This window comes from Chitinophagales bacterium, assembly GCA_013816805.1.
Lineage (GTDB): Bacteria > Bacteroidota > Bacteroidia > Chitinophagales > UBA10324 > MGR-bin340.
In genome coordinates this window covers 18745-31302 of record JACDDS010000005.1, presented here as the reverse complement: position 1 = coordinate 31302, position 12558 = coordinate 18745, and the positions used below count along the sequence as shown (strand labels likewise).

General features: G+C 39.1%; 9 protein-coding genes and 1 tRNA gene. 5 read left to right on the top strand and 5 right to left on the bottom strand.

What is annotated here, in order from left to right:
- Positions 1-28 precede the first annotated feature (28 nt).
- Complete coding sequence (locus tag H0W62_05265; GenBank protein MBA3647948.1) at positions 29-2323, top strand: DUF748 domain-containing protein; 2295 nt, start codon at positions 29-31, stop codon at positions 2321-2323.
- Positions 2324-2370: 47 nt separating this feature from the next.
- Here the strand turns inward: H0W62_05265 and H0W62_05260 are convergent, their stop codons facing one another.
- From H0W62_05260 to H0W62_05250, 3 genes are all read right to left on the bottom strand, one after another.
- A complete protein-coding gene (locus H0W62_05260) occupies positions 2371-4005 on the bottom strand; it encodes an MFS transporter (protein MBA3647947.1) in 1635 nt (544 codons plus the stop codon).
- 225 nt (positions 4006-4230) lie between these two features.
- The gene (locus H0W62_05255; GenBank protein MBA3647946.1) at positions 4231-5763 is read right to left on the bottom strand and encodes a M28 family peptidase; all 1533 of its coding nucleotides are present in this window, start codon (positions 5761-5763) and stop codon (positions 4231-4233) included.
- Between the two features lie 393 nt (positions 5764-6156).
- Positions 6157-6228: transfer RNA gene (locus H0W62_05250), tRNA-Glu, on the bottom strand.
- Between the two features lie 154 nt (positions 6229-6382).
- On the opposite strand from H0W62_05250, the gene gap reads away from it, so the two are divergent.
- Entirely contained in the window at positions 6383-7420 is a 1038-nt protein-coding gene (gap, locus tag H0W62_05245) for a type I glyceraldehyde-3-phosphate dehydrogenase (GenBank protein MBA3647945.1), read from the top strand.
- 89 nt (positions 7421-7509) lie between these two features.
- Positions 7510-8709 carry a phosphoglycerate kinase gene (locus tag H0W62_05240; protein ID MBA3647944.1) on the top strand — a complete coding sequence of 400 codons (1200 nt, stop codon included), beginning with the start codon at positions 7510-7512 and terminating at the stop codon, positions 8707-8709.
- A gap of 119 nt (positions 8710-8828) precedes the next feature.
- On the opposite strand, the gene H0W62_05235 is transcribed toward H0W62_05240, so the two are convergent.
- Positions 8829-8975, bottom strand: coding sequence for a Uma2 family endonuclease (locus tag H0W62_05235; GenBank protein MBA3647943.1), 147 nt, complete (start codon positions 8973-8975; stop codon positions 8829-8831).
- A 470-nt stretch (positions 8976-9445) separates the two neighbouring features.
- Here H0W62_05235 and H0W62_05230 point away from each other — a divergent pair, with 470 nt between their 5' ends.
- Entirely contained in the window at positions 9446-9964 is a 519-nt protein-coding gene (locus H0W62_05230) for an RDD family protein (GenBank protein ID MBA3647942.1), read from the top strand.
- Between the two features lie 147 nt (positions 9965-10111).
- Entirely contained in the window at positions 10112-11512 is a 1401-nt protein-coding gene (locus H0W62_05225) for a hypothetical protein (GenBank protein ID MBA3647941.1), read from the top strand.
- Positions 11513-11597: 85 nt separating this feature from the next.
- On the opposite strand, the gene H0W62_05220 is transcribed toward H0W62_05225, so the two are convergent.
- On the bottom strand, positions 11598-12449 hold the full coding sequence (locus H0W62_05220; GenBank protein MBA3647940.1) for an alpha/beta hydrolase: 852 nt from the start codon (positions 12447-12449) through the stop codon (positions 11598-11600).
- Positions 12450-12558 lie beyond the last annotated feature (109 nt).

Below are 12558 nucleotides of genomic sequence, written 5' to 3'. Positions count from 1 at the left end.
TACTGCCGGTAAACCTTAAAATTATAGGATGGCACGGAAAATGAATTATAGCGAACTTATGCTGCGTCTTTTCAGGAAAATAAAAAATCGTTTTTTAAGGTATGCATTAATTATATTTTTAATACTATTTATTTTTGTCGCGGTAGTTATCATTTTTATTTCTCCCATTGCCAAATATATAATTGAAAAATACAGCGAAAAATATGTAGGCCGCAAAATTGAAATGAGCTGGCTGTATGTAAACCCCTTTAGCGGGTATGTGAATGCACATGATCTACGGGTGTATGAGAAAAAAAGTCCGCAGATTTTTATTAAAACAAATAATCTTTCCTTAAACATTACCGTAAGAAAGCTTTTTGCAAAGACTTATGAACTCTCCGCTTTAACCTTCGACCAACTATGGATTAATGTAATCCAGGATTCCACGGTGTTTAATTTTTCTGATCTTATTAAAACAGATTCCACAAAACCATCAGCCCCGTTACATTACTGCATTCGGAACATAAATATTAAGAACAGTGAATTCCACTATAATGAGCTTTCCATTCCTGTTAAATATTACATTACCAAAGTGAATATATCCTGCCCCTCTCTTGACTGGAATGTGGACACCACTCATGTAGAATATAATTTTATTTCTGGTATAGGCAGCGGCTCTGTAAAAGGGTTTGCAGACTATAATATGAAGAGCAGTGTTTACAATCTGCACACTTTGGTTTCCAGGTTTGATCTGAAAATAATGGAACAGTACCTGAAAGATTTTTCAAAATATGGGAATATTTCCGCCTTCTTAGATGCAGATATCCATGCTAAAGGAAGCGTTCGAAGCAAGTTGGATTTATTGGCTAATGGAAAATTTGCCATCAGCGATTTTCATTTTGGGAAAAATATAAGCGATGATTACGTTTCGTTTGCCTCACTTTCAATGAACATCGATTCTCTAAATCCGGCTGATAAAAAATATTTCTTCAGTTCGTTGAAACTCGACAGCCCATTTATCAAATATGAAAAGTATGACTACCTCGATAATTTTGCGCGTATGTTCGGTGCCAAAGGAGCAAACATCCAGGAAGCGAAAGCTGTGCATCCGCAAACAAACATTATATTCCTGATAGCTGATTACCTGAAAGAGCTTGCAGCGAATATCGTGAACAGCCAATACCGTGTAGATCAGTTCAGCATAACCAATGCACATTTGCGCTATGCCGATTACTCCCTCCTGGAAAAATTTTCACTTACTGCAAACCCAATCGAAATAAAAGCAACCAACATAAGCACTCGGAATAAGAGGATGTTTTTGACAATGCAATCCAAACTGAATCCCTTTGGAAATGTAGATGTAAAGTTCGATGTGAATCCGAATGACTTCGGAGATTTTCATCTTAATTACAGCGTTACCGATCTTCCGCTGCCTCTTTTTAATCCATACACTATTACTTATTCCTCATATCCTTTCGATAAAGGCACTATAGAATTACTCGGAAAATGGAACGTGGTGAACAAGCAAATCAACAGCGATAACCACCTGCTGATCATAAACCCTACTCGTGCCGATAAGGTAAAAAATGAAGGTACCAAACATATTCCAATGCCGATCGTACTTTTCCTTGTCAGGAATTTACACCGGAAAATAGATATTACACTTCCGATCACCGGCGATCTGAACAATCCTAAATACCATTGGCGTGATGTGATCTGGGATGTAATTGCAAATATCTTTCTTAAACCTCCTGCTTTTCCATACACATCATCCGTAGAAAAGCAAAAGAAAGATAAAGAGGATTTTATTATGATGGAATGGAAGCCAATGCAGACAGCATTAAATGACGATCAGAAAGGTCAATTGCGGAAGATATCACGGTATATGTTTTTCCATCCTAATTCACATCTTACCATATCGCCGAAATATTTTGAGGAAAAGGAGAAAGAAGCAATGTTATTTTTTGAATCAAAGAAAAAATTTTATGCTGCCCAAAACAATATAAAACAGGCGGCACTGTCAATAGATGATTCAGTGGCCATAACTAAATTATCTATTAAAGATTCCTCATTCGTTCGTTACCTGGACCGCCTGACTAACCACAGTGGGCTGGAATTTACCGTTCAGGGGAAATGCATGAAATTAATTGGAGCAGGTGTAGTTAATAAAAAATATGCTGCTATACTGGTCAACCGGAAGAAAACGATTATGGACTTTTTCGATAATAAAAAAACCTCTGACCGCATTACGTTTAACCATGGCATTATCACAATTCCGCCTTCCGGATTTACCAATTATATATTTCAATACAAAGGGGATGAACCCGAGGCAATTAAAAAATAAAAAAGGATAAAGCTCAGCTGTTAACACCTCGCTTACTGCAATAATCGTCAATGACCACCACTCAGTTGCTGGTCGTAATCGAGACCCTGTGACTTTAAAATTGCTCTTGTTTTGTTAGCGTGCCAAATCATATATGCAAAGCAAATGAATGGTACTATATACGAGAAATGCGTATAAGAAATACCCATTATCCCATTCGGGTTGGTTCTATCGAAATCGCAAATTACCCCCTGTACCGGTGGTATAATAGCACCACCTAGAATCATCATAATAAGAAAAGCTGAGCCCTGGCTGGTGTATTTGCCCAACCCTGTAACTCCTAATGAAAATATGCAAGGCCACATTACCGAGCAGCAAAGTCCACCGCTTATAAAGGCAAAGGTGCCCAGAGTTCCCGTGGTTAACAAACCGATTAACATTGCAATAGTGCCTAGAAATGCAACCGTAAGTAACATTTTAGCCGGCCTTTCATTCGCATAATAAAACGCCCCGATCAATACTGCAATGCAGATAATATATACAAAGAGATTTTTCACTTCATTGCCACGAATAACATTTACAAAAAGAATTAAGGCAAAGGCTACGAGTGGCACTACCACGGTAAGAAGTCTTTTAGTTGATCTCTTCAAATCAAATACCGCTACAGCGCCCGTCCATCTTCCTATCATTAAACTGCCCCAGTACAATGAAATAAATTGGGAGATATATTTTGCATCCAGGCCACCAAACTCAGGTTTTCTCAATAAAGCGCCCATGTTACTTTGTATAGTTACTTCCATTCCCACATATACAAATATTGCCACCATGCCCAGCACCAATTGAGGAAACTGCATAGCTCCCCATCCTTCCTTGTTTTTTTGTGCGGAGCTGTATGCAAAAAATAATAAACCAATTATAATCACCAAAGAACCGGCTACCAGGTAAACTCTGTTATCATCACTGAACATCTGGTTGAGGAATAAGAGCATGATGGTAGGCACTGCTATGGCCAGTAATAACGAAGTCGCCTTTCTGCTTTTTTCAACGTGCTCATTATTTTTTATGGAGGGCAATTTTTTTGAAGTTAGAAAAAACATTGCCACCGCAAAAAATAAACCTCCTAAAATCAGGTACAGTGTCTGAATGGATTGGATGGTGGCAACGCCTGCATCTTTCATATCGCCAAAAAGGACATAGCTTACTGCTAATGGCCCCAGTAAAGTACCCAGCGAGTTTATTCCTCCTGCAAGATTGAGGCGGTGAGCACCTGTAGCGGGATTTCCTAATGCAATTGCAAACGGCTGTGCAGAAGTTTGCTGTAAAGAGAAGCCTAGTGCTATAATAAAGAAGCAGAGCAGGATCATTGCAAAAGTAGCACCTGGTGAAATCGAAATAAAGGCAAGCGCAATGGCGCCGACTACCGACATAAGCAGGCCGTAAATTATCCCATGCTTAAATCCAATTCGATTTAGCAGATCAATCCCTGCAAAAGCGGAGAACAAGTACAAAAGCAGTGATCCGAAAAAATAGGCACCATAAAAAGAGGTATCAATAAGCTGCGATTGAAATTGATTTAAGTTAAAGTGCGATTTGCAGAAGGGAATAAAAATGCCATTTGACGCTGCAACGAATCCCCAGAAAAAAAATACAGTAACCAAAGTAGGTAATGCACCCTTACTAACAGACGGTGAAACGTTATCCATAGTTTACAATGATCGTGAATGGTTAGTTATTATTTGAGTTCAATTTGCGCAAAGTCAACATAAAATATTCATGAATTTAATTATGATTATTGCAATCGGGATCAAAATAGCGGATTTTTATTACAATACCTCTGCTATATTTTTATCTGCCTATTCAGGCCTTTGAAGAAGGTTTAATAATCAATTCCGGTTAAATACAAATCTCAAGTAACTGCAGCCCTTAAACTATTTTAATGTAATATCCCGCACAATAGAACTTTGCCGGTTAGCAATTTCCCAGGCTGTGTAGAAAATTAATCTCGTCCGTTTTTCCATCAGGTCGAAATTTATTTTGTTAACGGTGTCTGTTGTTTGATGGTAGTCAGCATGGGTGCCGTTAAAGAAAAACATTACAGGCACGCCATTTTTTGCAAAGTTGTAGTGGTCGCTCCTGTAATAGAATCGTTCCGGATCATTTCCATTGAATTTTCGGTCAATATTTATGTTTGAATGGCTGTTATTTACTGAGTCTAAAAGAGGCCTCAATTGAGAGCTGATCTTATCATCACCAATAACATAAACGTAGTTGAGAGAATCTGCAGCTTCCCTTTTTGGATCAATCCTTCCCACCATATCGATATTGAGATCAATATCAGTTTGTTGTAATGGGAACACCGGGTGTGAGGTATAAAATTCTGAGCCCCATAATCCTTTTTCTTCTCCCGAAACGGTCATAAAAACAATGGATCTGCGCGGGCCGTATCCATCTTCTTTTGCTTTTTCAAATGCCTGTGCAATCTCAAGCACGGCACTTACTCCCGACCCATCGTCATCTGCGCCGTAGTAGATCTTCCCGTTTCCTTTATCGCCCAGGTGATCGTAGTGAGCGGTAACAAAAATGTATTCATCTTTCTTATCGCTTCCCTCCACCATCCCTAAAACATTGCTCGCGGCAGTCATTGTAAATGTATTTTTTTGAAAATCAAATAAAATTTTTTTACTGACACTTCTATAATCGTGCTGGCTGAATGGCGCGCCGCGTTTCATCCTGGAGAGTAAGGTATCCGCAGCTTGTTTGCCAAAAAGGTCTGCCACCATTTGCCTGCTGATAAAGGCTGAGTTAATCGTTGAAGCGCTTGTGTATTCATGCCTGAAATAGAGGCTTGATTTTTTTTCGGTATTTGCTGCATCCGGATCTGGCGATCCAAGCGGATCTATGAAAAAAATTCCCGCTGCTCCCTTTTTTAATGCTGCCTCTTTTTTCTCTGACATCGTTCTGAACGACCAGCCGGAAGCTGTCTCGTCTCCGCTGACCAGGTAATTCGCACCGATTTTAGGTTCGCCATAAGCAATAACAACTATGCTTCCTGTTACAGCAAGATTTTTGTAATCATCGTATGCTGAATCGCTGATGCCATACCCGGCGAAGATGACTCTTTGGGCAAGAATGGTTTTACTCTGGTTCGTGCGAACCGCAGCATGAAAGTCGTTGCCATAATAGTATTTTTTTCTTCCGATACCTATTGAAGAAGAGACCATGGTATCGGTAAAAAGCGGATACTCCTGGAAATAACCTATCGTGCTGCCGGCAGAAAGAAGACCTATAGATTTAAAAGAATTGGCAATATAATCTGCAGCTCTACGCTGCCCTGCTGTGCCCGTTTCTCTTCCATCCATTTCGACACTTGCGATAACGGAGAGACGGTCTTTTAGATCATTTGCAGTAATGGTGAGTGCATAGTGTTGAGGAAGATCCTGGGCTATTCCTTTAGATATCATTAACATTAAAGTTAAAACCGAAATCAGTATGAAAGAGTTAAGAATGCTTCCGAAATGGTATAACATAGCAGGATAATAGCTTTATACGTTAATGCAAGATATTCTTAAGCAAATTACTATTGTTAGGTGAATAATGAAAAGTGCGGTGTTTGATATTGGGTCACCATCACTTCTGTCTTTCTGTAAGATGTTAGCATAAAATAACTCCACATAATTCTTGTAAGCTGGCGCTAATCAGGACGGAAGCCATTGATAGCTTAACTACTTGTTCGAGTCATTAGCCGTGATTTAGCCGTGAGGTGATTTAGCCGTGAGGTGTCGTTTTTGAGCAATTGACTTGGCTACATCTCTCTCTGTTGCCATGGGGAGCGGGCAGTTATTAGTGTACTTTTGTAGCCGGTACGAGAATCGAACTCGTGATTCCTCCGTGAAAGAGAGGCGTCTTAACCCCTTGACCAACCGGCCGTTCGTAAATAACGGTCGCAAAGATAAATTTTTTATCGCTCCATTTCCAATCTGCACAGTTAAAATATTTCCTGCATCATTTCAGTTGAAAGCTTCTTTTTCTACCTTTGCCAATCAAAATTATTCCTTAACTCACCTTAAAAATTTCCTAATAATGTCAACAGTAAAAGTTGCAATAAATGGATTCGGAAGGATTGGCCGCCTGGTATACCGGCAGATATTTGAAATGGATGGCATAGATGTGGTTGCCATCAATGACCTTACAAGCCCTAAGGTATTAGCACATTTATTAAAATACGATTCAGCGCAGGGTAGATTTAATGCTGATGTAAGGTCTACTGAAAATTCCATTATTGTAAACGGTAATGAAATCAATATTTATACACAAAAAAACCCTGCAGAAATTCCATGGAGGCAGCACGATGTGGATGTGGTACTTGAATGCACTGGTTTCTTTACCGATAAGGAAAAGGCTTCCGCTCATCTTACTGCCGGCGCAAAGCGGGTGGTAATTTCAGCTCCTGCTACAGGAGATTTAAAGACCATCGTTTTTAATGTGAATCACGATATCCTCGACGGAAGCGAAACAATTATCTCCTGCGCTTCCTGCACTACCAATTGTCTTGCTCCTATGGCAAAAGTGCTGAACGACAGTTTCGGCATTGAGATGGGCCTGATGACCACTATTCACGCCTATACCAACGACCAGAATACACAGGATTCTCCGCACCCAAAAGGCGACCTTCGCCGCGCCAGGGCAGCCGCAGTTAATATTGTTCCCAATAGCACCGGCGCTGCAAAAGCAATAGGATTGGTGCTCCCAGAATTAAAGGGAAAGTTAGACGGCACCGCACAGCGCGTACCAACCATTACCGGCTCTCTCACTGAGCTTACTACTGTTTTAAATAAGAAAACTACTATACAGGAAGTGAACGCTGCCATGAAGGCATCTTCAAATGAATCATTCGGTTACACCGAGGATGAAATTGTAAGCAGCGACGTAATCGGTATCACCTACGGATCTCTATTCGATGGCACTCAAACCAAGGTGATGTCGATGGGAGAGAAGCAGCTGGTTAAAACAGTGTCCTGGTACGACAATGAAATGAGCTACGTTTCACAATTGGTGCGTACGGTTCACTATTTTGCCACACTGATTGAAAAGGAAGCTTTTCAGGCTGAGCGGGCTTAAGCAACTATCCGGTAATTATTTACAATAGGCAATTACAGTCATAACCTTTGGCTGTGATATTTATATTTATTTCGTTTTTAAATTAATGTATGCAAACTGTTGCCGATTATAATTTTAAAAGCCAACGGGCACTTGTTAGGGTAGATTTTAATGTGCCGCTTGATAAACAGACATTACAGGTAAAAGATGATACACGAATCCGTGGTGCACTAGCAACAATAAATAAAATATTAAAGGATGGCGGTGCTGTAATCCTGATGTCGCACCTCGGAAGGCCTAAGGGCGGTCCGGAAGATAAATATTCTTTAAGGCATGTATTGGATAAAGCTGCACAGTTATTATATCGGCCAATTAAGTTTGCAGGGGACTGTATTGGAGAAGAAGTAAAACAATCAGCAGGGTCTTTAAAAAATGGTGACGTTCTGCTTTTGGAAAACCTCAGGTTCCACCCCGAGGAAGAAAAAGGTGATGAGGCATTTGCAAAACAATTGGCAGCGCTTGGAGATGTTTATGTTAATGATGCTTTTGGAACTGCACATCGGGCGCATGCTTCTACTGCTGTAATTGCGAATTTTTTTACTGCAGGAAAAAAGATGTTCGGTTTCCTGATGGCGTCCGAAATTGAAAATGCAGATAAGGCTATTCGAAATCCTGCAAAACCATTTACTGCAATCATCGGTGGGGCAAAAGTTTCGGATAAAATTTTGATATTGGAGCAATTGATCGATAAAGCAGATAACGTGCTGATAGGAGGTGGAATGGCGTATACTTTTTTTAAAGCGATGGGAGGAAATATTGGAAATTCACTCTGCGAAGACGAGCGCCTGAGCAACGCGGTAAATCTGGTAAAAAAAGCACAGGATAAAAAAGTGAACTTGCTCTTGCCTGCAGATTCCATTACATCTGATGCATTCAGCAATGATGCAAAACGGGGTGAATGCCCAAGCAATGAAATTACTTCCGGCTTTATGGGACTGGATATTGGTCCGAAAGCTATTGCAGAATTCAGAGAAGTAATTCTGCTATCTAAAACCATTTTATGGAATGGACCAATGGGTGTTTTTGAATTTAATAATTTTCAGGAAGGCACTAAGGCCGTTGCAGAAGCGGTTGCAGAAGCAACCTCTAAAGGCGCCTTTTCATTGATTGGCGGAGGAGATTCTGTTTCGGCAATCAATAAGTTTAACCTGGCCGATAAGGTGAGTTACGTTTCAACCGGTGGGGGAGCACTGCTCGAATATTTCGAAGGAAAGATATTGCCTGGCATAGCAGCAATTTCAAGAAACTAACAGATAATATAATTAGAATGAGCTGCAAGGTTAGCTGCAGTCAACTCTTCCAGTCAATGCTTTTTAAGTATGTTGGTTCTAAGTAAAGATCACTGCTCACCAGAAAGTAATAGCGATGCTCAATACTTCCTAAAAAAATGTTGCTGACATTTTTCCAGTTCAGCGTACGCTCCATCTCTTAAAATATAATGGTAACATTCTTTATTATCAGGATCAGTGATCACATATTCGTCAACGCCATATTTTTCATAAATCTTTCTTTTCACTTTTAGATTATGATAGAAATCGCAGGGAGAAAAATTTCTATAATAAGATCAGGTAAGCCATAAATTCCATTGGGTTTTATTATATCCAAACACTCTCTTTTTATAAAGAATAAGGTCGGTTGGAAGACATTAAATTCATTAGAATAGACATCTAAATCTGCGAAGTAAACTTCTCCGATATTAATTTGAAGGCACAGGTGGTCTATTTGCGGAAAATATTTTGATTAGATTTTGATGCCCGTATGTGGGGACTGAAATTTCACAATCTGACCTTCAATGAGTCTGAAACCCGTCCGGGATATGCTTTAAAATCTTTTAAAGTCTCTGGATTTTACCAGAACCATTGGAATTTTATTACGCTAAAAGTTACACCGTTTTGATCTCAGATCTTAGTCTCAGGTCCTCGTTTAAACTTTTATTTTCTTTTTCCAAGAAACATTCTGAATTTAGCTTTCATTAAAAATCATTGAATGATTTCCCAGCCTACACAACCGGATCCTATAGATAAACTGCTGGAAAAAATTGTTAGGGAAGCCGAGGCTGAACAGCGGCAGTTGGCAACCTTTACACAACGGGCGATTGCAAGAACGGTAGATACCCTGATGGTGTTTGGCACTGCTTACCTGTTTGAAGCCATTGCCATTTATTTTATAAAGCAAAGCAAACCATTCAATGAGGATTTCATAATTAAAAGTGTGCAGCAGGCCATGCCTGCTCTTGCTTTAATGCTTTGGGTGATGCTCTATTCACCGATCATGGAAAGTACCGGAGGAACATTAGGGAAACGCCTGGTTAGAATTAAATTGATTGATGCTACTACCAGTGAAATGCCTCCTTTCAGGATGTGTGCTGCAAGAGCGTGGGTATATATGATCTTTGTGATTCTTGCCGGTGTGCCTGCAGTGTTAAGCTGCCTGGCTTTTTTTGTATCAGATCATCATCAAACCTGGCATGATAAGATTGCAAATATGGTCTGTGTTAAAAAGTAAGTTTAGCTTCTGTATTATTCCTTCCGTAATACCCTATAATTTTTTATGTAATAACAGAAACATCCTCAAATGTTGATTTTATTATAGAATATTTTTTTATTTACTTAATTTTTCGGATCTCTATATACAGGAATAGAGTCAAGCACCATGGCCTTATTACCTTCTTTTATTTCATTTTTAAATGAATCAGAATTGCAATCATTGCGTCATATGCAATTGCGGGGTAAGGAGAAAGAAATGCTTGAGCTAATACTGAAAAGCCGTACTGAAACGGGTATCGATAAAAAAGCTATTTGCGATCAGCTGCATATTTCCTCATCCCATTATGACAAGATAAATACGGTATTGCTAAAGAAATGCTACCGGCATTTCTCTGGCGAAAACGACCTGGACCAGCTCACCTTTCTTAATAAGAAACAGCTGTTCCCGCACCTGTTTCATGAAATCAGGCAATTGTCTGCGAAATCAAAATTCGATCAGCTTTCTGCTGAAAAAAAAGAGGAATATGCATATGCATTTTATAACCTTACCTTGAATGTACCAGCGCGCTTTCTTGATGAAAAATTGGTTAACGGACAGGCTGATCTGTACTTAAAAAATATCATTAGCGGTAAACCCGCAAAAGAGCTTGAGGTAAAATCAAAGCTTATTTTTTCACGCCTGAATCGACAGATGCAAAAGCCACCGGATGAGCGGGCTCATCTGAAGTTGCTTCAGGAGCTAAATGCATTAGAGAAAAAATATCAGTCCGTTAAGGAGGTAAGCGCAAAAACAGTTCTGTACCGTGTAATGGTTTTTTATTATAACTATTTATGCCCCGAATTTGAAAAGAGGAATTACTATCTGGCCCAAATTGAATCACTTTACAGAAAAGAAGAATTACCACATTTTCAAAAAGCACTCTCCGATTGTAATAAAGCGGAGCAGTTGTTTGAGGAAAATAAATTAGGCGAGGCATATGTGCTGTATGCCCGCACATTTCACGAGTATGATACGTTACTTAAAAATCAATTCCACCATTATTCCCGGTTTGCAGAACTGGCAATGGTTATGAATGAGCTGAGTACGGCGCAACAGGTGCTGGATAATGTTTTTTTGATATATATTCAAAACAAGCATGAATCAGCCGGTGTACTGGGTTCTGTTTTGTATGCAGAACTGTGTTTTAAAAAGGGACTTTATGAAAAGGCATTTGAATATATAGCCATTGGAAAATCACTCAATTCCCTGCAGGTTTATTTTCAATATGAGATAAGGCTCCGCATGCTTGAAACATTATATTTTGCATATTCAGGAGATTTGGAATTTGCATCCCGCCTGGCTCAAAAAAACATGCGGTACATTCAGCTTCAAAAGTTATCCCTCAAAAAATATAAATATGCTCATTACTTCTACCTGCTGAAGGAGTTAAACAATATTATTAAACCATTGCAGGGTAAAGGACTTTCAAAAGCTGAGGGTTACCTGGCTGAATTCACATCCGGCTATGACCTTTTGTATGGTCAGCTTCTTCATAAAATTATTTACAGCAGCCATCCTAATAAATAAGACGTTACAGTTAAGCTTACTTCATAAATATGGTGTAATCAAAATGTCACATTTAAAGGATGTATTAGTTTAAAAGCCAAAAATTTTAATCCTTTTGTTTCAGGTGATTTTTAATCCAGTTTACTATCAAGTTCATTACCTCATCTTTGTTTAGCTCATTATGCATTTCATGGAATCCGCCCTCAAATAATCTGAAGCTGTAATCATACTTTTCATTTTTGGAAAATGCAATACTCGCTTCGTGAGAAGTAAGCCGGTCTTTTGATCCATGAAAATGAAGCATGGGTAAATGTATTTTATGTGATTGCTCCTGGGCAAAAATTCCTGCGTCAATTGCAGGAAAGAATAGCATCGGTGAGATCTTATCATGGATTAAAGGGTCTTCTTCATACTTTTTAACTTCTGAAGGATCACTGGAAATCGATTTGGTGTCAATTTTAGAAGATTGGGTAAAGGATGGCCAGATCTTCATCATTATTTTCCCTAATATGACCTGGAATGTGGGCGGATCAAAGGGCAATCGAAACCATGGTGATGAGATGATAATTCCCTTAATATTCCTTTCCTGATAGTTCCGGCGTAACAAATAATTAAGAGCAATATTTGCACCTAGGCTATGGCCATACAGGAATCTTGGAATGTTTTTAAAATTTTTATCTGCTTGCTTTAATAAGTCATCAACCTGGTCTATCAAAAAATCATAGGATGGGGTATGTCCCCTTTTGCCTTCTGATTTTCCATGGCCAATCATATCATAAGCAACCATAGCTATGCCATTATCAGAAAAAAACTTTGCCACATGTGCATACCGTCCGCTGTGCTCTCCAAATCCATGAACCATACAAACAAGTGCAATTGGTGGGGTGTCCGGCTTCCAGTATTGAGCAAATATTTTTTTTCCGTTCGAAGCGGTCCAGCTTAATTCGCTGTGTTTCATCTTCTGATTATTTAAGATTACAAAAATTGAAATATTGTCAGATAATATTTCTAATGTAATAAATAAATTAACCGGATATAATATTGCTCAGTGAATGTTCCTCGTTTTA